Annotated in this window: 21 protein-coding genes; 15 read left to right on the top strand and 6 right to left on the bottom strand. The window is 40.8% G+C overall.

Annotated elements, in window-relative coordinates; translation table 11 throughout:
* Positions 1-25 precede the first annotated feature (25 nt).
* The 4 genes from hemW (at position 26) to ACZOVS_RS05790 (ending at position 6177) form a co-directional block, all read left to right on the top strand.
* Complete coding sequence (hemW, locus tag ACZOVS_RS05805) at positions 26-1150, top strand: radical SAM family heme chaperone HemW (RefSeq protein WP_483996292.1); 1125 nt, start codon at positions 26-28, stop codon at positions 1148-1150.
* A 78-nt stretch (positions 1151-1228) separates the two neighbouring features.
* Positions 1229-1936 carry a hypothetical protein gene (locus ACZOVS_RS05800; protein ID WP_483996291.1) on the top strand — a complete coding sequence of 236 codons (708 nt, stop codon included), beginning with the start codon at positions 1229-1231 and terminating at the stop codon, positions 1934-1936.
* 25 nt (positions 1937-1961) lie between these two features.
* Positions 1962-3611, top strand: coding sequence for a dipeptidyl-peptidase 3 family protein (locus tag ACZOVS_RS05795; protein WP_483996290.1), 1650 nt, complete (start codon positions 1962-1964; stop codon positions 3609-3611).
* A gap of 313 nt (positions 3612-3924) precedes the next feature.
* The gene (locus ACZOVS_RS05790) at positions 3925-6177 is read left to right on the top strand and encodes a S46 family peptidase (RefSeq protein WP_483996289.1); all 2253 of its coding nucleotides are present in this window, start codon (positions 3925-3927) and stop codon (positions 6175-6177) included.
* Between the two features lie 156 nt (positions 6178-6333).
* Here ACZOVS_RS05790 and ACZOVS_RS05785 read toward each other — a convergent pair whose 3' ends face one another.
* Together ACZOVS_RS05785 and ACZOVS_RS05780 are read right to left on the bottom strand one after the other, a co-directional pair.
* Positions 6334-7953, bottom strand: coding sequence for an NAD+ synthase (locus ACZOVS_RS05785; protein ID WP_483996288.1), 1620 nt, complete (start codon positions 7951-7953; stop codon positions 6334-6336).
* A 10-nt stretch (positions 7954-7963) separates the two neighbouring features.
* Positions 7964-8611 carry an outer membrane beta-barrel protein gene (locus ACZOVS_RS05780; RefSeq protein WP_483996287.1) on the bottom strand — a complete coding sequence of 216 codons (648 nt, stop codon included), beginning with the start codon at positions 8609-8611 and terminating at the stop codon, positions 7964-7966.
* A 99-nt stretch (positions 8612-8710) separates the two neighbouring features.
* Here ACZOVS_RS05780 and ACZOVS_RS05775 point away from each other — a divergent pair, with 99 nt between their 5' ends.
* A complete protein-coding gene (locus ACZOVS_RS05775) occupies positions 8711-9385 on the top strand; it encodes an outer membrane beta-barrel protein (protein WP_483996286.1) in 675 nt (224 codons plus the stop codon).
* A gap of 81 nt (positions 9386-9466) precedes the next feature.
* Positions 9467-10405 (top strand): porin family protein, encoded by a 939-nt coding sequence (locus ACZOVS_RS05770; RefSeq protein WP_483996285.1) that lies wholly within the window; start codon positions 9467-9469, stop codon positions 10403-10405.
* A gap of 2 nt (positions 10406-10407) precedes the next feature.
* On the opposite strand, the gene ACZOVS_RS05765 is transcribed toward ACZOVS_RS05770, so the two are convergent.
* From ACZOVS_RS05765 to ACZOVS_RS05755, 3 genes are read right to left on the bottom strand one after another with little or no spacing between them, the layout of a single operon-like run.
* Complete coding sequence (locus tag ACZOVS_RS05765) at positions 10408-11166, bottom strand: succinate dehydrogenase/fumarate reductase iron-sulfur subunit (protein WP_483996284.1); 759 nt, start codon at positions 11164-11166, stop codon at positions 10408-10410.
* Between the two features lie 44 nt (positions 11167-11210).
* Positions 11211-13148: a fumarate reductase/succinate dehydrogenase flavoprotein subunit gene (locus ACZOVS_RS05760; protein ID WP_483996283.1), complete on the bottom strand. Its 1938-nt coding sequence runs from the start codon at positions 13146-13148 to the stop codon at positions 11211-11213.
* Between the two features lie 2 nt (positions 13149-13150).
* Positions 13151-13807: a succinate dehydrogenase cytochrome b subunit gene (locus tag ACZOVS_RS05755; RefSeq protein ID WP_483996282.1), complete on the bottom strand. Its 657-nt coding sequence runs from the start codon at positions 13805-13807 to the stop codon at positions 13151-13153.
* 104 nt (positions 13808-13911) lie between these two features.
* Between ACZOVS_RS05755 and ACZOVS_RS05750 the strand changes: the two genes are divergently transcribed.
* The 3 genes from ACZOVS_RS05750 (at position 13912) to ACZOVS_RS05740 (ending at position 17216) form a co-directional block, all read left to right on the top strand.
* Positions 13912-15219: an aminopeptidase P N-terminal domain-containing protein gene (locus ACZOVS_RS05750; protein WP_483996281.1), complete on the top strand. Its 1308-nt coding sequence runs from the start codon at positions 13912-13914 to the stop codon at positions 15217-15219.
* Between the two features lie 111 nt (positions 15220-15330).
* Positions 15331-16752 carry an aminopeptidase P family protein gene (locus ACZOVS_RS05745; protein ID WP_483996280.1) on the top strand — a complete coding sequence of 474 codons (1422 nt, stop codon included), beginning with the start codon at positions 15331-15333 and terminating at the stop codon, positions 16750-16752.
* Between the two features lie 119 nt (positions 16753-16871).
* Positions 16872-17216, top strand: a complete 345-nt coding sequence (locus ACZOVS_RS05740) for a hypothetical protein (protein ID WP_483996279.1) — start codon at positions 16872-16874, stop codon at positions 17214-17216.
* On the opposite strand, the gene ACZOVS_RS05735 is transcribed toward ACZOVS_RS05740, so the two are convergent.
* Positions 17217-18065 (bottom strand): LytTR family DNA-binding domain-containing protein, encoded by an 849-nt coding sequence (locus tag ACZOVS_RS05735; RefSeq protein WP_483996278.1) that lies wholly within the window; start codon positions 18063-18065, stop codon positions 17217-17219.
* A gap of 174 nt (positions 18066-18239) precedes the next feature.
* Here ACZOVS_RS05735 and ACZOVS_RS05730 point away from each other — a divergent pair, with 174 nt between their 5' ends.
* Genes ACZOVS_RS05730 through ACZOVS_RS05705 form a run of 6 tightly spaced genes read left to right on the top strand, consistent with a single transcriptional unit; the run spans position 18240 to position 24515 of the window.
* On the top strand, positions 18240-19181 hold the full coding sequence (locus ACZOVS_RS05730) for a beta-ketoacyl-ACP synthase III (RefSeq protein ID WP_483996277.1): 942 nt from the start codon (positions 18240-18242) through the stop codon (positions 19179-19181).
* A 10-nt stretch (positions 19182-19191) separates the two neighbouring features.
* Positions 19192-20424, top strand: a complete 1233-nt coding sequence (fabF, locus tag ACZOVS_RS05725) for a beta-ketoacyl-ACP synthase II (protein WP_483996276.1) — start codon at positions 19192-19194, stop codon at positions 20422-20424.
* Positions 20425-20429: 5 nt separating this feature from the next.
* Complete coding sequence (fabZ, locus tag ACZOVS_RS05720; RefSeq protein ID WP_483996275.1) at positions 20430-20864, top strand: 3-hydroxyacyl-ACP dehydratase FabZ; 435 nt, start codon at positions 20430-20432, stop codon at positions 20862-20864.
* Positions 20851-21729 carry an electron transfer flavoprotein subunit beta/FixA family protein gene (locus ACZOVS_RS05715; RefSeq protein ID WP_483996274.1) on the top strand — a complete coding sequence of 293 codons (879 nt, stop codon included), beginning with the start codon at positions 20851-20853 and terminating at the stop codon, positions 21727-21729. The genes fabZ and ACZOVS_RS05715 overlap by 14 nt, the downstream gene beginning before the upstream one ends.
* A 56-nt stretch (positions 21730-21785) precedes the next feature.
* Complete coding sequence (locus ACZOVS_RS05710; protein WP_483996273.1) at positions 21786-22805, top strand: electron transfer flavoprotein subunit alpha/FixB family protein; 1020 nt, start codon at positions 21786-21788, stop codon at positions 22803-22805.
* Between the two features lie 6 nt (positions 22806-22811).
* Positions 22812-24515, top strand: coding sequence for an acyl-CoA dehydrogenase family protein (locus tag ACZOVS_RS05705; RefSeq protein ID WP_483996272.1), 1704 nt, complete (start codon positions 22812-22814; stop codon positions 24513-24515).
* The last annotated feature ends 43 nt before the right edge of the window (positions 24516-24558 follow it).

The following is a 24558-nucleotide window of genomic DNA, read 5'->3' as shown; positions in this document are numbered from 1 at the left end:
AAGCAAAATGTAATATATTTGCAACATGGCCGGTATCTATATACATATTCCTTTTTGCAAAAGCAAATGCGCATATTGCAGTTTTTTCTCTTCCGTAGATCAACGGCAATGCAGTGAATACATAGATGCATTGAAAAGAGAAGCCTTGTCGAGACGCACCTATATAGGTGATGAAGAAGTGCATACAATATATTTCGGCGGAGGCACTCCTTCTCTACTGACTGCCAAACAGATAGATTCTATATTAAAGTTATTGAAAGATAATTACAACATTGACAGCGAACCTGAGATAACCCTCGAAGCCAATCCCGATACCATCGACAGGACATCATTGAAAGACTTCAAAGAGGCAGGTATCAACCGCATTAGCATAGGAATACAGAGTTTCTTCGATGATGATTTAAAATATCTATGCCGGCGTCACAACTCGCAGCACGCTTTACAAGTAATCGACGACATCAATGCCATTGGATTTTCCAAAAGCACCCTCGACCTTATATACGGCATTCCTACTCTTACAGATGAGAAATGGAATAAAAACCTCGACATTTTCTTCTCTACAGGAATGAAGCATTTGTCGGCATACGCCCTCACCATAGAAAACAATACTGTTTTAGGACAGAGTATTGCTAAAGGCACTGCCAAAGCCGTCAACGAAGATGAAAGCATACGTCACTATGAGATATTGACACAACGCACTGAACAACAAGGATTCATACATTACGAGATATCCAACTTCGCCATGCCGGGACATTACTCCAAACACAACAGTATCTATTGGACCGGAGGCAACTATCTCGGGTTGGGAGCCGCTGCTCATTCCTATAACGGCATATCTCGACAGTGGAACGTTTCCAATATCAAACAATATATTAAAACAGCAGGTGTCAGCAACAGCATTATCGAGAAAGAATCTCTCTCACTTAACGACAGATACAACGAATATGTCATGACATCACTGCGAACATTTTTCGGCTGCGACACTGAACAGATACGGAACTCTTTCGGCAACGAATATGCCTCACATTTTGAACGACTCATAAAAAAACATTTAGATACAGGCATGGTTAAGAAAAAAAACAGTACCTTTATATTATCAAACCGTGGGATGTTATTTGCCGACGGCATAGCAGCAGAACTGTTTGTTTGAAATATTTATTTTGCGAATCATTTTTTTATTATCTTTACACCCGTAAAAATTTAATGTGTCTTAACTAAAACTACAGGCATGAAGTCATTTTGGAAAATCATCTCATCAATATTTTTTACTTTAACTGCTCTGATTGCAATATTCGAGGTGTTTCGTTGCGGACAATTTGTATTCAATTCCTGCAAAACCGGTGATTATTTCGGTTATATTTTCCTTGCAGCAGGTCTGTTACTATATTTCATAGTTGAAAGACTGTTTTTCAGAAAAAATCTCGATATTTTACAAACCATGTCGCATGAAGGGGCGCACATGCTCGTTGGAGGTCTTTTCCTGAGACGAAGGATATATGAATTTCATGCCAAATCAAAAGACAGCATGGCTCCCGACGAATCAAACCTCGGTTTTGTTACAATCGGAACAAAAAATCCCAACATACTGTTTTATCTCGCACCTTACACCTTACCATATTTGACATATATTCTATTGTTAATAAGACTGATGATAAAAGACGAATGTCTGCCTATAATTGATGTTATCATCGGTATTACTCTCATGTTTTATCTGAAAGTTTGGAAAAAAGACACCAGATTCGACCAGACAGACCTGAAAACATGCGGCATTTTCCGTTCCGTGGTATTTATCATAACTTTCGTGATTTTCAACATCTCAATAATATTATATTCCATGGGAAGCGTTCAAAAGGTTCCCATAAACGTCATCGATGCGTTTGTCATGTATTTCAAACAATTCTATAATGATATTTTATGGCTGATATCTTTATTCTGATTTTTTAACTAATTAAATATACATTATGAAATTATTAAACATAGCAATGGTAATAACAATGGCAGCAGTTATTACAAGTTGTGGAGAACCACAAAAAAAACAGACACAAGACACCCAAAAAGACGGAAAAAACTATGCGGAAATGGCTAATCAGTATGCCAAAGTCACCTTGACCTCCGACATAAGCCATCTGAGTGACAACGAGAAGAAGATGCTCGATTATCTTTTTGAAGCAGGCAAGATTATGGATGACATCTTCTGGACACAAAACTTCGGTGGTGACAAGGAAGAATTTCTCAACAGCATCACAGACCCAGATGCTCGTATCTTTGCTGAAATAAATTACGGACCATGGGATCAACTCGACGGTCTTAAAAGTTTCATCGACGGATACGGGGCAATGCCTGCAGGTGCCAATTTCTATCCTTCCGACATGACGATAGAAGAATTCGAAGAATGGGATAACCCTGACAAGACAAGTCTTTACACCTTAATACGACGTGACAATAACGGAAACTTACAGACTGTTTGGTATCACGATGCTTACTCAGAACAAATAAAAACGGCTGCAGATCTGCTGATGAAGGCTTCAGAACTCGCCGGCGACAAAGAATTTGCCAATTATCTTAAACTGAGAGCCGATGCACTGCTCACCGACGAATATTTCGAAAGCGACATGGCTTGGATGGATGTTCGCAACAATAATGTCGATTTTGTGGTAGGTCCTATAGAAAACTATGTAGATGCTCTGTTCGGATACAAGGCTGCTCATGAGGCATTCATTCTTATCAAAGACCAGGACTGGAGCAGCAAACTCTCACATTATGCTGAACTCTTGCCTGAGCTTCAAACCAAACTTCCTGTAAAAGAAGAATACAAGAAAGAAAAACCCGGCAGCGATGCTGACCTCGCCGTCTATGACGTGGTATTCTACGGAGGAGACTGTAATATGGGAAGCAAGACCATTGCCATCAACCTTCCCAATGACGAAAAGGTACAACTTCAAAAAGGCACGCGCAAATTACAGTTGAAAAATGCCATGCAAGCCAAATTCGATAAGATATTGGTTCCAATCTCCAATGTGCTTATGACACCGGAGTCACGCGACAATGTCAATTTCGATGCATTCTTTGCCAATGTGATGTTCCATGAAGTAGCCCACGGACTCGGCATCAAAAACACCTTAGACGGCAAAGGCACTGTACGTCATGCTCTTAAAGAACAATATTCTGCCATAGAAGAAGCCAAAGCCGACATTCTCGGACTGTTCCTCGTCACTAAACTGTATGAGATGGGAGAATACAACAACTCAACTTTACTTGAAAACTACACCACATTCATGGCTGGTATCTTCCGTTCGGTGCGTTTCGGCGCAGCATCAGCTCACGGCAAAGCCAATATGTTGACATTTAACTTCTTAGAGAGAGAAGGAGCTTTCACACGCAATGCCGAAGGATTGTATTCCATAGATTTTGACAAGATGAAACTCGCAGTAGAAAAACTCGGCGGCGAGATACTCGTGGCACAAGGCGATGGCAACTATGATTTCGTTAAGGAATGGATCGCCACTGACGGTATCATCAAACCTACACTACAACAAGATCTTGACAAAGTCAATTCTATGGGTATTCCAAAAGATATTTATTATGAGATGGGACCCCAATATTTAAAATAAGACACACATTATATATAGAAAATACATAATCTGACAAGAGACGGCTTTGCCACCATGATAAACATCATCCGACAAAGCCGTTGAATTTTTTAATCAATTGTTTTCCATTATTTATAAGTTAAAAAAATAAGAAACCACTTTTTTAATTCATTTATAATATTTTTTGTATTTTTGCCAATCCATTCATTGCACACTTGAGAAGTGATTTTTTTATAATTTTTATTGAAGAAATTAACATTTCGGTATGCAATTTGTGATAGAGTTCAAAATTCTTTATCAAAGAAATATTAACGTTAAATTTAAATCTAATAAAATGAGAAAAGTATCATTATTAATTGCCCTTTTTGTTTTATGTATGATGGGCAAAGTACGTGCTGACGAAGGAATGTGGCTTCCTATGTTCGTCGAACGTTTGAATTATGTTGACATGCAAAAAATGGGTCTTCAGTTGACTCCTGAAGAGCTTTACAGTATCAACAGCAGCAGTTTAAAAGATGCCATTGCCGGTCTTTCCGAAGGTGACAAACCGCGTGGTTTCTTCTGCACAGGCGAAATAGTTTCACAAAACGGTCTTTTATTCACCAACCATCACTGCGGATACGGTTATATTCAAAAACTCAGTACTGTAGAACATGACTATCTCACAGAAGGCTTTTGGGCAAAAGACTATAGTGAAGAACTTCCTGCTGAAGGCATGTCGGCATCATTCCTCATCAGAATGGAAGATGTAACCGATGAAGTGCTCAGTGTTGTAAGTGATACCATGAGTTTTACAGATCGTTCCAAAGCCATCAGAGAAAAAATAGCTGAAATAGAAGAAGCTGCCTCTGAAGATGGCAAGTATAATCCTGTAGTAAAAGGATTTTTCGAAGGCAATGAATACTATTTATTTATATATCAAACATTTACAGATGTACGTCTTGTAGGCACACCTCCTTCTTCAATAGGCAAGTTCGGCGGTGATACCGACAACTGGATGTGGCCACGTCACACCGGCGATTTCTCCATTTTCCGCGTTTATGCCGATGCTGATGGTAATCCTGCTCCATATTCACCCGACAACAAACCGCTCCGGCCAAAACACTATCTCCCTATTAGCATTGACGGCGTCCAACCTGATGACTTTACCATGATTTGGGGATTCCCGGGCACTACTGAGCGTTATATGTCTTCCTATGGCATCGATTATAACGTAGATACTTTCTATCCAATAGTCGTTGACGTATTCAAGATGCAAACCGACATAATGGATGAGTTTATGCAGAAAGATCCCGCAGTAAACATCATGTATGCTGATGACAAAGCAGGCCTTGCCAACACATGGAAAAACTTCATCGGACAAATCACCATGTTACGTAAAAACAAAGTTGCAGAAACCAAGACAGAGCTTGAAAACAGTTTCATGGAATGGGTTAATGCAGATCCAAAACGCGTGGAAGAATACGGTGAAATACTTGACACTCAAAAGGAGATGTTCGATATACTCAACAGCATTTCCAAAAACGTTTATTATCCTAATTTCATAGGTCAGGTCGGTGCCATAGGATTATCGACAGTATTTTATGATTATTATAAAGTAGCTTCCGACAAAGAAAGTTCCAAAGAAGAAAAAGCCGCTGCTGCTGAAGCACTGAAAGAAATAGATGTTGACGAGTTGTTCGCTGAAACATATAAACCTTTAGAAGACAAGACTTTGGTTGAGATGATAAAACTTTATATGTCTAAATTCAGCGATGAAGAACTCCCGGCTTTCATGATGACAATGAAAAAGAAATACGGCAATGCAGAAGACTTCGCCAATGCCATATTGGAAACTTCAATATTTACAACCCCTGAATCCATGAAAGCTTTCATCGAAAAACCCAATGTCAAGAAATTGGAAAAAGACCTTGCTTTCCAAACTTTCATGGCATTGCAGGAACAAATCATGACCAATATTGCTCCTTACCAGACAGCCATGTTGGCTATAAGCGAGACAAACCATCTTTTCGTAAAAGGACTTCGTGAATATTATGCCGAGACACAACCTGACAAACACCTTTATCCGGATGCCAACTCTACATTGAGGATGAGTTACGGCTCTGTTAAAGATTATCAACCTGCAGATGCTGTCTCTTATGACTACATCTGTACTGCCAACGGCATACTTGAGAAATATATACCAGGAGACTATGAGTTCGACGCTCCTGCCAAACTGCTTGAACTTATCGAAAACAAAGACTTTGGTCGTTATGCTGACAAGAATGGCGAACTCGTCGTATGTTTCCTTTCTACTAACGATATCACCGGCGGCAACTCCGGCAGCCCTATCATGAATGGCAAAGGCGAATTGTTGGGCCTAGCCTTCGACGGCAACTGGGAAGCCATGAGCGGCGATGTCAATTTCGAACCAAGACTCCAACGTACCATAAATGTTGATATACGTTATGTCCTGTTTGTTATAGATAAATTGGCAAATGCTCAGAACCTCATAAATGAATTGGATATCCGTAAGAGCTGTGACAACAGCAATGCTGCTGATACTATCGATACCAATGCTGCTGATATCAGCGTTGACAAGATATAAAAATCAGTTTTGTTAAAAAAAGCGTGTCAATAATATATTTTGGCACGCTTTTTTAATATCAAACTAAAATACAAAACCATTTTTGTTAATGTGACATAATAAAAAAGGTTGAACCTCTAAAAGTCAAACCCTTGATTTTATCAAAAGCAAATTCCATTAGACGACGAATCTTCCTATTGGCATCAGCCGTCTTGAAAAAGGCTTATACGATACTGACAATATAGGAGCAACCTGTTTGCGTTTAAACTCATTGGCATTGACAAGTCTGATCACCTTATTCACCAAAGCTGAATCAAATCCTTGTGCTACAATGGCATCAGGACTTTGAGAACATTCCACATATTGATAAAGTATGGCATCTAACACAGGATAATCCGGAAGGCTGTCCGTATCTTTCTGGTCGGGACGAAGCTCAGCAGAAGGGACCTTTTCTATAGTATGCCACGGTATTATCTCACTTTCGCGATTTATCCAGCGAGACAATCCAAAAACATCAGTCTTGTAAACGTCACCTATCACCGACAAACTGCCGCACATATCACCATACAAAGTCCCATAACCTACAGCCGCCTCGCTTTTGTTACTGGTATTCAATAATATATTGCCAAATTTGTTGGAATATGCCATTAAAATGACAGCTCTAATCCTTGCCTGCAGATTCTCTTCTGTGACATCAAAAGGAAGACCTTTGAATACAGGACTCAACGTATCCTGTAATGTATGAAACGAATCTTTTATTGGTATTATATAATAAGGTGAACCAAGATTCTTTGCGAGAGCTTCTGCATCACTCACAGAATGACCTGTGGAAAATTCGGAAGGCAACAATATCGCTGTAACATTTTCATTACCTAAAGCTGCTGCTGCCAATGTCATCACTAAGGCTGAGTCTATGCCACCTGACAATCCCAAAACTGCCTTACTGAAACCCTGTTTTTGAAAGAAATCACGAATGCCAAGTATCAAAGCATTGTACAAAGACTCGTACTTTGATGGTATTTCCTGATTGTCAGAGCGTTTCATACTGATAAGCAACTCCATTGGGACATTCTTCACCACAGTCTCGAAAAATGGCAGGCTATCCACCACGTATGCATTATAACCAAACACCATAGAACCTCCATCATAGATATAATCCGTGGAAGCTCCAACCTGATTGACATATATCAATGGTCGTTCATATTTTAATACAGTCTGTCTCAAAACATTACGACGTTGTTCCGCATGTTGGCAAATGAACCTGTCAGCAGCAATATTGACAATAAGATCAGGCTGTTGAGGCATAAGCTCATCCACCCTGTTGCTAATAAGGATATCGTCACCGCTATTATTACACATATCATCACCTATGGTAATTGCGAACTTATGACAACCTACCTTTAAAATATCATTCTCGTCAGAAGGTTCGAAATACTCAGCCTCATACCTGTCAGAAATACCCAACTGTTTCTTTTTAAACACTTTACGTTGTCCTTGAAACATATACACTGCAGCATTAAACAAAGGTTTGCCCTTACCGCTATTATTACGTATGGGAGCTCCGACAAGAATAGGAATATTGTCACAACGTGATGCTATCTCATCAAGTGCCTTCTCACATTTATCTATAAACCAATCATATTGCAACAATCCGTATGATGGGCATCCGCATAATGCCATCTCGGCAAAAACCACGAGAGAAGAACCTGCCGACTGTTGTGCTACAGCGATAATCTTTTCCTTATTGCCTTCTATGTCTCCGACAACATAGTCCAATTGCGCTAATGTCACTTTCATATAATAACAATTAAAACATAAAACCTATTTCGAAATTAATACTGCTACCTTTGATATTATGGTTAAGGGAACCTCCGTCAACAATATTGGTAAAGTTATCATTAAGAGATACTGCTGCTGTGACACAACTCGATTTAAGCACTATAAGTTCCAGACCCAACTTTACTATCAAAGCATTACGAATATTCTTGTATTTCACATCATTGACATATTCAACATCATCTTTGTACGTTGTAGTCTTATCACTGAGCAAAAAACCAAGACCATAAGCCACTTCACCAAAGATTCTAAAATCTCCCACCTTGGATGTCCTCATCTTCAACCCTATAGGTATCTGGACATATTTCAGATTTATGTCATTTCTCCATTCCCCGTCACTCGGTTCTTCCATTGGATTACTGTCAAACAAATAACTTCCCTTGACAGAAATAATATCGAAACCCGTACTGATACCGTAATTCTCTACAAAATAAAAATTACCTGCAAACCCCCAATTCAGGTTGAATTCATTAGATACCCCATCCAATCCTTTCATGTCAGTTTTAATCCAACTGAAGCCAGGAGAAACTTTCAAACCGAACTGAAACGGCTTATATTGAGCCTTGACGCTCAAAGTCAACAAAATAAAAAACAAACTTAAATAAATAGTCTTTTTCATATCGTAATATTATGATTCACAAAAATACAAATTATAAGTAAAAAATATTGTTTAATTGAAAAAAAATGTATCTTTGTAAAAATTTTAAATTGAAGAATCATGAAAAAACTTGTCTTATTACTTGCCGTGTTGTTCTCGGTAAACGTTGCCATGGCACAATTCGATTTCTGTTTAGGTCCTAAAATAGGTTACCAGACACAATCCTTATCATACAAAAAAGCTGATATTCAAAAAGGTTTCAAAAACAATTTCATCGGAGGCGTTTTTGCCCGTGTCACTATCAGTAATTTCATAATTCAACCCGAATTTTTATTCTATAAATCAGGTAAAGTCTTCAATTTCGACGTGGACCCTACTTTTAGCCAATCCGGCATTGCCGTTAATCCAAGTATAACATTGAACCAAACCAACATGTCATTACCTATCTTCTTGGGTTATCAAATCGACGGCAAACTGATAAAAGTAAGAGGCAACATAGGACCTGTCATTTATTTTACCCTTAAACAAGATACTGAATTCAATGAAAACGATATCCCGGAAAGCGTGAATGCCAATAATGTCAAAGTAAAAAACACCACTTTGGGTGCAGCATTCAATGTAGGTGTAGATTTATGGAGACTTACTTTGGATATCAATTACAGTTTAGGATTGTCAAATGTCATTGGCGACGATTTCAATCTTTATAATATCGCAACCGGCGATCCAATAAATGTCCCGATAGATAAAACAAGACAAAACATGTTTACTGTGACATTAGGTTTTAAATTCTTATAAGAATTTTTATTTTTTCTTAAAATACTATAGAATCCATTGTCACTGAAGACAATGGATTCTTATTTTATAACAGAACCTGTGATGAAACACCTATTAAAAAAAATCATACTGACGACATTGTTGGTGTCGTCAATCTTACCGGGCATGGCTCAAGAACAGCCGAAAAGAAATACTTTGGGAATTAAAGCCGGATATGTTATCAATCATTTTGATTACGAAGATGCATCTATCAAAGCCGGATTGAAAAACAGTTTCATTGTCGGTATGTTTGACAGACAGTATTTTACTGACAAATTGTACATACAAGCAGGTATCAACTACACTACTGTTTGCGGAGATGCTTCAATAGACACCTCGGTATATCTCAAAGACGCCAAAATCATTGTCAACGATGCCATATATCAAGCAATGACAGAATATCAACAATATGCCGGTCTGGCTCCATATTTAAGCAATGTCTTGATAAATCAATTGGGATTAGGTACCTTGAATGCCGAATTGAAAATCAACACAATCAATATTCCTTTAATGTTAGGTTATCAATTTACAAATGATGAAGTTATATTTGGTTTACATGGAGGTGTTGCTGCAGACATCTTTGCAAGTCACAAAACCTCATTGAAAGGCTCTTTTGCCAACATCTTAGGCCGTGAGACTGTCGATTTCGACCTCAATAAAATACATATAGGCACCCAATTAGGTTTATCAATTGAGGTAAAACATTGGATCTTCGACATCAGCGGTTATTACGGATTATCCAAATTATTCAATGGCAATGGATTGAAGATTCATCAAAACGAAATGACAACTCATTTCAAACCTTATATCACAAATATCATAAACAGTATTGTCAATCAATACAGCAGCAGCATTCCAGAACTTCAGGACCTTGACATAACAGATGCCGAACTTGATGCAATAACCGAAGAATTTTACCGCACATTATCCGACATGGACACCGGCGATCTCACCAAGGCACACCGTTATTGTTTCATGTTCACCGTTGGTTACAAACTGTGATGTCAATCTTCATGAAGAGGGTCAGCCAATCTTGCCGATAGATACTGTCTGTTCATTCTGGCGATGTTGGTAACCGAAATACTCTTAGGACATTCTGCCTGACAGGCATAAGTGTTGGAACAGTTGCCGAAGCCAAGCTCATCCATCTTACGCACCATTTTTTGCACTCTCTCCCGAGCCTCCACCTGTCCTTGAGGCAACAAGGCGAACTGCGACACCTTAGCCGACACGAAAAGCATTGCACTGGCATTCTTACATGTCGCCACACAAGCACCACAACCTATACATGATGCGGCATCCATGGCGAGGTCTGCATCTTTCTTGTTGACCAAAATGGCATTGGCATCAGGAACACCGCCTGTATGACACGACACGAAGCCTCCTGCCTGTATTATGGCATCCAAAGCAGAACGATCCACCATGAGATCTTTTATGACAGGAAAAGGTTTGGCACGCCATGGTTCTATCGTTATAGTCTCTCCATCGCGGAATTTACGCATGTGCAACTGACATGTGGTAGTATTCTTGAAATTACCATGAGGATGCCCGTTGATATACAACCCGCAGGCTCCGCATATACCCTCTCTGCAGTCATGATCAAACGATACAGGGTCTTCCCCTTTTCTCACCAATGTCTCGTTGAGGATATCCAACATCTCCAAAAAAGAAGCCTCAGCAGGAACGTCATTAAGCTCATAATCAACGAACTTACCCTTACTCTTTGCATCAGCTTGTCTCCATATTTTCAATTTGAAATTCATACGATATCATTTAATATTATTCCTTGACTACATTAAAAACAACATTATTTATAATTGCGTTGTTTCACCTCCACATTTTCGAATTCAAGTTCCTCCTTATGCAAGACAGGGGCATTGTCATTCCCCTTATATTCGTATGCTGCAACAAAAGAAAAGTCCTTGTCATTACGCAGCGCCTCTCCGTCAGCAGTCTGATATTCAATTCTAAAATGCCCTCCGCACGACTCCTCCCGCATCAATGCGTCGCGAGCTATCAACTCACCCATTTCAAGGAAATCTGCCACTCTCAATGCTTTTTCCAACTCATTATTCATCCCGTCACGACGCGGCACCCTGACATCATGCCAAAACTCGGCTCTTAAGTCTCTTATCATATCCACAGCTTTCATCAATCCTTGTTTCTCTCTTGCCATACCAACATATTCCCACATGATATTACCAAGATGTTTATGTATTGTATCCACTGTTGTCTTGCCATTGACATTCAGCAGGTTGTCAATATGCCTTTGCACCTCTTTTTCTGTTTCAACGAAAGCATTGTCAGAAACAGGAACAACAGGTTCCCTTATCTGGTCTGCAAGATAATTCTGAAGAGTATAAGGCAATATGAAATAACCGTCCGACAAGCCCTGCATCAATGCGGAGGCACCAAGACGATTAGCACCATGGTCGGAGAAATTGGCTTCACCGGCGGCGAACAGACCTTTCACCGTAGTCTGCAACTCATAGTCAACCCACAAGCCACCCATAGTATAATGGACAGCAGGATATATCATCATCGGAGTGTCATACGGGTTTTCATCCACAATACGTTCATACATCTCGAACAAATTGCCGTAACGTTCCTCAACATTATGTTTGCCAAGTCTTTGTATAGCCTCTTTAAAGTCGAGGAACACCGCTCTGCCCGTATTGTTGACGCCGAACCCATCGTCACAACGCTCTTTGGCAGCCCTCGATGCCACATCGCGAGGCACCAGATTGCCGAAAGCCGGATAACGGCGTTCAAGGTAATAGTCTCTGTCCTCTTCAGCAATATCGGAAGCCTTCATCAAGCCTTTACGCAACCGTTCTGCCACATCTTTATCCTTAGGTGTCCAGATACGGCCATCGTTACGCAGGCTTTCGCTCATCAATGTCAGTTTAGACTGATAGTCCCCGTGCACAGGTATGCAGGTAGGATGAATCTGAGTAAAACACGGGTTTGCCATAAAAGCGCCTTTCTTATAAGCATGCCATATAGCAGAACCATTGGAAGACATGGCATTTGTTGACAAGAAGAACACATTGCCATAGCCTCCTGACGCTAACACCACGGCATGAGCCGAATAACGTTCCAAAGCACCTGTTACCAAATTACGCACTATCACACCTCGTGCTCTGCCATCAACTATTACAATGTCCATCATCTCACGCCGTGTAAACATCTGCACCGTACCTCTTGCCACTTCTTTACTCAAGGCTCCGTAAGCACCGAGCAACAACTGTTGTCCGGTCTGCCCGCGAGCATAGAAAGTACGCGACACCTGAGCGCCTCCGAAAGAACGATTGGCAAGCATGCCGCTGTATTCACGCGCAAAAGGAACGCCCTGCGCCACACATTGGTCAATGATATTATTGCTCAACTCGGCAAGACGATATACATTAGCTTCGCGTGCCCTGTAATCGCCACCTTTTATAGTATCATAAAACAATCGCCAGATACTGTCGCCGTCATTGGGATAGTTCTTTGCCGCATTGATACCGCCCTGTGCCGCAATACTATGGGCACGCCGAGGGCTGTCCTGTATGCAGAACACTTTTACATTGAACCCCATCTCACCCAACGAAGCAGCCGCTGATGCTCCGGCAAGTCCGGTACCTATCACAATGATGTCAAGTTTACGCTTATTGGCAGGATTTACAAGTTGCTGCCCTGCTTTATAAGAATTCCACTTCTCTCTTATGTCTCCTAAAGGGATTTTTGAATCTAATATGTTCATAATCAATATATTAACCAATAATAAACCACTACTGACACAAACATCAACACTATCAATGCCGCCAATATTCTACCAATTATATCTATCCTGCGTTGCCACACATTGTTGTTCCATCCTATAGACTGCATCACACTTGAAATGCCATGCGACAGATGAAACCACAGAGCGGCGAGCCATATCAGATATATTATGCTATAGTAAGATTCCGAAAAGATGCTGCGTATTTTCTCCATGCCCGATGCAGGCGCTTTACCTTGTATCTCAGCCCATTGCATGTCATACCAGAAATTCATGAGATGCAATACAATGCCGCATAGCACGATAACACCTATCACCAACATGTTTTTCGCCGCCCACGACACATCGTTCTGACGTCCCACTACAGCATAACGTTGCTTGCCTCTTGCACGCCAGTTTTGATAAGAAAGCACAAAAGCATACACAAAATGTAAAACTACCATGAATGCCAATATCACAGTAGCTACAAGTGCATACCAGTTGGCTCCGAGAAACTCGCATATCATTTCATATCCATCGGGAGATATTATTGAAACTACATTCATTGCACCATGAAACAACAGAAAAAAGACCAATAGACCTCCCGTTATTGCCATGATAAGTTTCTTTGTCACAGACGATAAAGATTTTTTTTTATTCATTGTTACAACATTTTGAATTATATATTCATAAATTAATCTTAACTTTGGTGCAAATTTAGCAATTTTATCTCTATTTCATAAAAACGCTAATAAAACTCTTGATTATGGACTTTAATAACATTCCAAACAGCCTTTTTGTTAAGAACAGAAAATCATTTTCAGATTTCATGGCAAGCAAATCCATAGCTGTTTTTTGCGCCAATGAACCTATGCCACGCAATGGAGACCAATTCTTTCCATTCCGTCAACAGTCTGATTTCTTTTATCTTACAGGAATAAAACACGAAAATGCTTTCCTCATCCTTTATCCTGACAGTCCCAACCCTGACAGAAAAGAAATATTATTCATTGAGACATATAACGAAAACAAAGTCATCTGGCAGGGAGAGATGCTCGATACTGCTGAGGCGTCAAAGATTTCCGGAGTCAAAACAGTGCTTTACAGCGACAGTTTCTATGACGTGCTTAACGATATAGTCTTCAATTGTGACAAAATATATCTCAACAGCTACGAATACCCACGTTATCAATGTGATGTAGCTACCAAACAACAGCGCTTCGCTGAAGACATAAAAAGAAGATATCCACTTCACAACATAGAACGTTCTGCCCCTATTCTCAACAGACTCCGTCTTGTGAAGTCAAAAGAAGAACTTGACATAACGCGTCATGCATGTGACATCACCGGACAAGCGTTTCGTCGTTGTCTCGACACGGTACGACCGGGAAAATACGAATACCAGATACAAGCCGAAATTGAATATGTCTTCAAAAGCAACAATGCTTCGGGTCATGCTTTCGCTCCAATAGTGGCAGGTGGTAAAAACGGCTGTTGTCTCCATTATTCAAGCAACAACAGCATTTTGAATGACAACGACTTGGTACTCTTTGACATAGGTTGTGAATACAACCATTATTCTTCAGACCTCAGTCGTACCATACCCGTAAACGGACATTTCACTCCACGCCAGAAACAGTGTTACGATGCTGTATTGCGTGTCATGAAACAAATAGAACCTCTTTATGTTATAGGCAACACCATCAACGACATAAACACTACGACATACAAACTCATGGAACAGGAAATGATAGGTCTCGGACTCTTTACGACAGACGACGTAAAACGTCAAGACCCTGACAAACCTTTATATACTAAATATCTTATGCATGGCATTTCACATCACATTGGCATAGATGTCCATGACAATGTCAACAAGAGCATCACTTTTAAAGAAGGCATGATACTCACCTGCGAGCCGGGAATCTACATACGTGAAGAAAACATCGGTATTCGCATAGAAAATGACATGCTCGTGACATCGGGACAACCTGTCAACCTATTCGAAGGTCTTCCTATAGAAGTAGATGAAATAGAATATGCTATGAACAAAAATATTCAGCAGAAATCGTAAAACTATTTGAAATCATTTCGTTGTCAACTTGTTTTTAGTTACACTAAATGAATGTTATCAACGTTATAATATATATTTGTTAAAAAACTAAAAAACTAAAAAACACATATTATGTTCGAAAAAGAAGTATATGCCGGTCGTAGGGCAGCTTTGAAAAAAGCCATGACAAAAGGTCTGGCATTTTTCGTCGCCAACGACGAGGCGTCGATGAATTATCCCGACAACACATATCATTATCGTCAAGACAGCAATTTCTCGTATTTCTTCGGGTTAGACCATCCTGACCTTGTAGGTGTCATAGACTTTGAAAGTGGAGAAGAGATTTTGTTCGGCCAAGAAGTGACTATTGACGACATCATCTGGTGCGGACCACTGCCCACACTGCCTGAACAAGGCGCCATGACAGACATAACCGATACCCGTGACATTAACAGATTTCCTGAGTATCTTCAAAGTGCAATAGAAAAAAAACGCAACATTCACATATTGCCTCCTTATCGCGGCGACATGCTCATCAAATTAAGTCATTGGTTCGACACTACTACCGATGGAGTGCAACAATATGTAAGTCAACATCTTATTGAAGAAGTTGTCAAATTGCGCCAGGTAAAGAGCAGTATTGAGATAGAAGAGATGGAACAGGCAGCATTGACAGCGTATTACATGCATACCACAGCGATGAAGATGTGTAAACCCGGTGTCATAGAACAGGAGATATCGGGTACCATAGAAGGCATTGCCATAGCAAGAGGCGGCATGGTGTCATTTCCCAATATTGTGAGTATTGACGGACAAACTTTGCACAACCATGGACATCATAATATTCTGAAAGAGGGAAGAATGCTGGTCGTCGATGCAGGTGCCGAAACCGGCAATTACTATGCTTCGGACTTCACCCGTACCATACCGGTAGGTGGCAAGTTCGACAGACGTCAGCGAGAAATTTACGAGATAGTCTTGAAAGCCAATATGGAAGTTATACGCAACACCCGTCCTTATATGGAATATATGGTGATGCATACCCTCGCTGCACGTACCATAATAGAAGGACTCAAGGACATTGGTCTGATGAAAGGCAATATCGATGACGCACTCATGGAAGGAGCACATTATCTGTTTATGCCTCACGGTTTAGGACACATGCTCGGCATGGATGTACACGACATGGAAGGATTAGGCGAGAACAATGTAGGTTACGACGCCACTACTCCTCGTTCTACAAAACAGGGATTCAGCAACTTACGCTGCGGCAAGACTCTTAAACCAGGATTCGTAGTCACCGATGAACCGGGCATTTATTTCGTGCCTACTCTCATCGACATCTGGAAAGCTGAGAACAAACATAAAGACTTCATCAACTACGACAAGGTAGAAACCTATAAAGACTTCGGCGGAATACGTATTGAAGACGACTTGCTGATAACAGAAGACGGCAACCGCGTCCTGGGTCGTCCTATCCCTAAAACCATAGAAGAAGTGGAGACGACTTGTGCTGAGGCAAGAGAATGGTTCAGAATACCAGGAATATTCTAATTATAAAATAGTTACGGCGACAGTCACATACAGCGCCGTAACTATTCCTATTTTAATGCAACATGTCGAAATTCATTAAATTATCTGTCATTATTCCGACTATCGTTTTTTACTGTCTCATGTTTTCATGTACAGAAAAAAACAGCATTAAAGGACTGTGGGTCGTTGATAACATCAGTTTTTATTTCGACGAGAAGAAAAACACCCCGTCCATGATAAAACAGTTCGGGGAACAGGAACAGCAAAGTACTCTGTCATTCTTGAACGACAGCATCGTCAATATAAAACTTAACAAAATGAATGGCAACTATCATTATATCATCGATAAACATGGTATAATAACTATATATGACAACGACAATTCATTACCTGACAATATATTAGGCACTTTGTCCGACGGTATCATCACAAGTATCATCAAAACCGACATTGGTAAGATGACAGTGACATTTATCAAACAATAATCACACTCCGGAAAATTCTCTCACTATGTTATTGCTATAAGTACGCGACACCGGAATAGATTCCAAACCGTCAATATCGAAATCTATATAGAAATTATCAGCTTCGCTACGCAACACTTTAACTTTCAAAGTATTGACAATATAAGCCCTGTGACAGCGTTTCACCGGTGTATTTTTCATCTCGTATTCAATGTTTTGCAACTTACAACGAATGGAAAAGTTACTGATGCTTCCATTTTTGGAAAAATAAACTATGACATTATTGTCCTCAGCCTTGATATAATACAGACTGTCGAGAGATACCGAAAGTTTAAGATTACCGTTATTATCGAAGAAATTGATAATGTTACGCGACACATTACTGTTCGAAAGTGTAGCTCCGGCTATTCTTCTTGTATCCACCAAAATAAACCAGAGAGCCGACATCACATAGGGGATACCGAGTGCAAGAAGAGCCACTATAATGCTACGACCGAGCAATCTCAGATAAGACAACAAATCGTATTCATCCATCTTAAGAGATAAAAGAGAATAATACAGAGCAATAAGAAATATCTCGCCGAAAAGCCACAGTACATAATCTGTCCACCTCATGCCACGCATTCTTTTACTGAGGAAAAACATGCCTACACGACTTCCCACAAGTATTATGATAGACACAGAGACAAACAACAAAGTAAAAGCAAAATTACGAGTAAAAACATTACTAAGCCAATATGTCTCAGAAAATGGAGAATAAACCACAAGGAACACGAGGGCAAACAGAACAGAAAACACCAGACTCACGACAAGATTATTGGTCTTAAGAAGACATGCCGGCACTTTTGCACTTTTACGTTTATTTTTCATCTATTATTCTTTTCGTTTTCCTCTGCAAAAATAACAATTTCACCACAAAAAAGCCTGATTTTTGCCATTTTTTTCGAATTTCACCACATTAATACTGAATTTCACCACAAAACACAAAATTCGAGCATCAAAAATGGTATCTTTGCAAAAATTTTTTAATAAATAAAATTACGCATGAAAATTATTGGAACCGGTAGTGCAATTCCGGCAAAAATCGTAACTAATGATATGCTCTCTGAAATTGTCGATACCAGCGATGCATGGATCACCACAAGAACAGGTATTAAAGAGAGACATGTCATTTCAGACGAACACTTGGAAGATTTGGCTATTGAAGCAGCCAGAAAAGCTCTCGACAACGCCGGTGTCGATGCCAAAAATTTGGATTTGATAATTTGCTCCAACGTAGTTAATGAATTTGTAACCCCTGCTCTCAGTTGTATCATACAAGGAGCCATTGGAGCCACATGTCCTTGCATGGATGTCAACGGTGCTTGTGTAGGTTTTATCTACGGATTAGACATAGCGGAAGCTTATTACAAATGCGGCAAAGTAAAAAATGTGCTCATAGTAAGTGCTGAAGAACCTACCCGTATGGTGGGCTGGAACGACCGTTCTACTTGTGTGCTGTTCGGTGACGGTGCAGGTGCAGCAGTTTTGACAGAAGGAGATAATATAATAGATACTAAATTGTCAGCCGCTTGTGATTGGGACAAGTTATATCAAAAAAATGAGTTGCAATATAGTCCTTTTAACTCAAACGAGTCATTGCCATTAGTAATGCGCGGTAAAGAAGTTTTTAAATTCGCCGTTCATGCCGCTGTCAACGACTTGACATTTCTTTTCAACAAGAACAATATCAAACCAGATGACATAAATACTTACATCATTCATCAGGCTAATGTTCGTATTATCAATTCATTGATAGAATTTCTCAACCAACCGGAAGAAAAATTCCCAATGAACATACAAAAATATGGCAACACTTCGTCAGCAAGTTTGCCAATATTGCTCGATGAATTGAACAGAAGTCATGCCATTAAAAAAGGTGACACTCTTGCTCTTAGCGCTTTCGGCGCAGGTTTTGTTTCAGGTGCATGTATAATGAAATGGTAAATCAAGTATTATGGAAAACAGAAGAATTGTTATAACTGGAATGGGCGTTATCTCGCCCGTAGGTAACGACATAGAGACATTTTGGAACAGTCTCATCAATGGAATATGCGGTATAGACTTTATCAAAAGAATAAATACCGACAATCTTCCTATTAAAATAGGTGGTGAAGTAAAAGATTTCGACCCCTCAAAATATGGTATAGACCCTGGTTTCATACGCCGTAATGACATGTTTTCAGTATATGCCCTCGCAGCTGCCAACCAGGCGATGTTTAACAATGTAGATTTCATCGACCCTGAAAGACTTGGTGTTTATGTTGGTTCAGGCATAGGTGGTTTTGATACTACCTTGAAAGAGACCAGAAAATGTTTTGAAGAAGGTCCCAAATGGGTATCGCCATACATGATACCATCCATGATATCTAACATGGCTGCCGGCAATATCGCCATACATTACAACGCCTGTGGTCCCTGTCTCCCTATAGTGACAGCCTGTGCTACAGGAACACATGCCATAGGAGAGGCTTACAGAGCCATAAAACACGGTTATGCAGATGCAATAATAGCAGGAGGTTCGGAATGTGCCATAAACCAATTAAGTATAGCCGGTTTTGCAAACTGCAAGGCATTGTCTAAAGCCGAAGACCCCAAAGAAGCATCATTGCCTTTCGACAAACGTCGTCAGGGCTTTGTGATAGCTGAAGGCGCAGGTATTGTGTTGCTTGAAGAATACGAACATGCCAAGTCTCGTAACGCTACAATATATGCAGAAATTTGCGGCTATGGAAACACTTGTGATGCTCATCATGTGACAGCTCCGCATCCTGAAGGTACTCAGGCTGCCAGAGCTATCAAGATGGCATTGGATGAAGCCGGTTACAACGAAAACGATGTGCTATATGTTAACGCTCACGGTACAGGAACTCCCCTCAACGACTCATCAGAGACCAAGGCTCTGAAAATAGCCTTAGGCGAAGAAGCAGCACGTAAGGCTCATATAAGCTCAACAAAATCAATGACAGGACATCTTCTCGGAGCCACCGGCGCAGTAGAGATTATTGCTTCAGCACTTGCCATTCAAAATGGAATTGTGCCTCCAACAATATCTCTCAATGAACCTGACCCGGAATGTGACCTTGACTATACCCCCAACAAAGCCGTGAAAGCCGACTTGACAATTGCTGTCTCCGAATCTTTAGGCTTTGGCGGACATAACTCTTGTGTAGCATTAAGAAAAATCTGAATATCATGACAAAAGAAGAATTAAAAAAATATCTCCCTCACCGTGAACCTATGCTTCTCGTAGATGAGATAGAGATAGATGAACAAAAAGTGGCTCATGCCAAATACCATGTTACAGGAGATGAATATTTCCTAATGGGACACTTCCCTGACGACCCAATAGTGCCCGGGGTGATATTATGTGAGATGATGGCACAGTCATGCGCCTTACTGATGTTGGACGACCTCATTGGCAATATCCCTTTATACAGGGGTATAGACAACGTGAAATTCAAAAATTCAGTAGTCCCCGGTGACACAGTGGAAATAGAGGCAAAATTGGATGCTCATAAAGCCAACATTTATTTTTGCAGTGCCACGTTGTCTGTCAAAGGAAAACTTTGTGTAAAAGGCGACTTGTCATTTGCGTTAATTAAAGATACAAGATATGACAACAAGTAAATTTCAAATATTAGTATTGGCAAAACAGGTTCCCGACACCCGTAACGTGGAGAAGGATGCCATGAAAGAAGACGGCACCATCAATAGATCTGCTCTTCCAACCATCTTCAACCCGGACGACCTCAAGGCTTTGGAAATGGCTTTGAAAGTGAAAGACCGTATCCATGGGGCTAAAGTGACAGTAGTGACAATGGGACCTACCAGAGCGGCTGACATCATACGCGAGTCATTGTACCGTGGTGCCGACGACGGCATAGTCATAAGCGACAGAAAATTCGCCGGTTCCGACACCCTCGCCACTTCATACGCTTTAGCTACTGCTCTCAAGAAATTCGACAATATAAAACTTGTGTTTTCAGGACGCCAGGCAATAGACGGAGATACCGCACAGGTGGGTCCTCAAACAGCAGAGAAACTGAACATGCCTCAGATAACTTATTGTGAGACTCTCGAAGAAGTGACAGAAGACAGCATAGTGGTGAAACGTCGTCTCGACAACGGATGCGAGACAGTAAGAGGTCATTTCCCTCTGTTATTGACAGTTCACGGCAACGCTGCCGACTGCCGCCCACGTAATGCCGTACGCGTGATATCCAACAAAAAGGCTTGCTCTCCTTCGGAAGCTAAAGAAAGAAATTTCGATATCAACAGCCTTCCTGACAATATCAGAACCAAAATACAAGAATGGACAGCCGACGATATCAACGCCAACCCATCAAGACTTGGCTTCGCCGGCTCACCTACAAAAGTCAAGAACATAGAAAATGTCGTTCTTTCCAAGAAAGAAAATATCACTCTCACCGATAATGAAAACGATATTGACAACCTGATGAAAGAATTGATAAAATCACATATCATAGGATAAATATTGTTGATATAATGATATGACAACGGAAGATAAAAAGTGAAAAAATAATCGTTATGAATCATATATTAGTATATTGCGAAATATCGGAAGAGAAACAGATAGCTGAAGTCAGTCTTGAGTTGTGCTCCAAGGCAAGAAAACTTGCCGACACCCTGTCGTGCCAGGTTGAAGCTCTTGCCATTGGCAACGGAATAAAAGACGTAGAAGACGTGTTATATGCCCATGGTGCCGATATTGTAAGCATTGTAAATCATAAGAAGTTAGAGTTTTACCAGACATTGCCTCACTTCGACATAGTGAGTAAAGTCATTGAAGAAGAACAACCTGACATAGTGTTGTTCGGAGCTACATCCATAGGAAGAGACCTCGCACCTCGCATTGCTTCATATCTTCGTTGCGGTCTGACAGCTGACTGTACCGAACTCATGATAGGAGATCATACTGACGCCAAGACAGGAAAGACATACAATAACATATTGTATCAAATAAGACCTGCTTTCGGAGGCAACATCATCGCCACCATAGTATCACCTGAAAGCAAGCCTCAGATGGCAACAGTACGTGAAGGTGTAATGAAGAAAGAGACATACGACAACCGTCGCGGCACAGTGCGTCACCTCGATGCTGAAAAATACATCAGTGACAACGACTTCTGCATAGAAATGCTCAACCGTCAGATCGAGTCACGGAAAGTCAATCTAAAAGGTGCTTCAATAATAGTGGCAGGCGGTTATGGCATGAAAAACAAAGAAAATTTCGCCTTGTTGCATGAATTCGCCGATGTCATTGGGGCAGAAGTGGGAGCCACACGTGCTGCTGTCGATGCCGGTTTTGCAGAAGGTGAGCGCCAGATAGGGCAGACAGGTCTTACCGTCCGTCCAAAACTGTATATTGCATGCGGCATATCCGGTGCAGTACAACATCGTGTCGGAATGGACCAGTCTTCAATGATAATATCCATCAATACCGACCCTAAAGCTCCTATCAACGAGATAGCAGACTACACCATAACAGGTGATGTGATGGAAGTTATTCCTAAAATGATAAAATGTTATAAGTCCAACATTAAATAATAAGACATGAATTTTTATCAAGATAATGAAAAACTGAGATTTTACCTGACACACCCCTTGATGGAAAAGATTGTCGGGCTTAAAGAACAAGGATACAGTGAAGCAGGACAGGATCCCCTTGCTCCTATTGACTTTGAAGACGCTATTGACAATTACGACAAAGTATTGGAGATTGTCGGAGAATTGGCAGGTGAAGTATTAGAAGCCAATGCAGAATCCGTTGACCATGAAGGTCCTCATATCATAGACAATGCAATAGTCTATGCAGAAGGGACACAGAAAAATCACGAAGCCATGACACAAGCCGGATTGTATGGCATGTCATTGCCTCGCAAATACAAAGGTCTTAACTTCCCCTACGTACCATACGTGATGGCTGCCGAGATAGTATCGCGTGCCGATGCCGGATTTGCCAACATCTGGGGACTGCAAGACTGTGCTGAGACAATATATGAATTTGGGTCTGATGAATTAAAAGACAAATATCTCCCGAGAATCAGCGAAGGTGCCACATGTTCCATGGATCTTACCGAACCTGATGCAGGCTCTGATTTACAGTCGGTACGTCTAAAAGCCACATACAACGAACAAGACGGTCGCTGGTATCTCAATGGTGTGAAACGTTTCATCACCAATGGTGATGCAGACATAAAACTCGTCCTTGCACGTTCAGAAGAAGGCTCCACCGACGGCCGCGGATTGTCATATTTTTTATATGACAGGACTTCCAAGGCTGTCACCATCAGACGTATAGAAAACAAACTCGGCATAAAGGGCTCTCCTACAGCTGAGTTGGTATTCACCAATGCTCCGGCTGAGTTGGTAGGCGAACGCAAACTCGGTCTGATAAAATACGTCATGTCGTTGATGAACGGTGCACGTCTTGGTGTTGGAGCACAATCGGTGGGTCTTGCAGAAGCAGCATACCGCGAAGCTCTTGATTACGCAAAACAAAGAGAGCAGTTCGGCAAAGCCATCATCTGTTTCCCTCAGGTTTATGAGATGTTATCCAACATGAGAGCCAAAATAGACGGTGCTCGTTCTTTGCTTTATGAGACGACAAGATTCGTTGACCTATCCAAGATATATAACGCTATCTCCAAAGAGAGGACTCTGACAGCAGAGGAAAGAACAGACATGAAGACGGCACAACGCAATGCTGACATGCTGACACCTATGCTGAAACTGTTTTCAAGCGAATATGCAAACCAGGTGGCTTACGACTGCATACAGATTCACGGCGGATCAGGATTCATGAAAGAATACAAATGCGAGCGTCTTTACCGTGATGCACGTATCTTATCCATTTACGAGGGCACATCGCAGTTACAGGTAGTGGCAGCCATCAGATTCGTCGGCAACGGCAGTTATCTTAAACGTATGGAAGAATATGACAATATGCCGTTAGACGATGAACTGAAACCTATGCTTGAAGACATAAGAGCAATCAAAGAACAGTATGTCAAGCTTACATCCATCATGACGACACCCGGTTATCCGGCAGAACTGTTCGATTTTAACGCACGTAATGCCGTAGAAACAGCAGGTTACATAATAATGTCTTATCTGCTGTTGCAAGACACTAATCGCTGCCGTTGTTTCAAGACATCATGCGAGAACATGATCACTATGGCGAAAGCAGAAGTTGCCAAGAGATTGACATTGGTAGAAACCATAGGAGAAGACAAAATAAACAATTACAAGATGTAAAACAGTCAGTGTGCCTAAACGGCACACTGACATAACACATACA

The organism is Candidatus Limimorpha avicola (genome assembly GCF_056978975.1).
The sequence above is the reverse complement of the archived record's forward strand: the minus strand, read 5'-3'. Positions and strand labels throughout refer to the sequence as shown.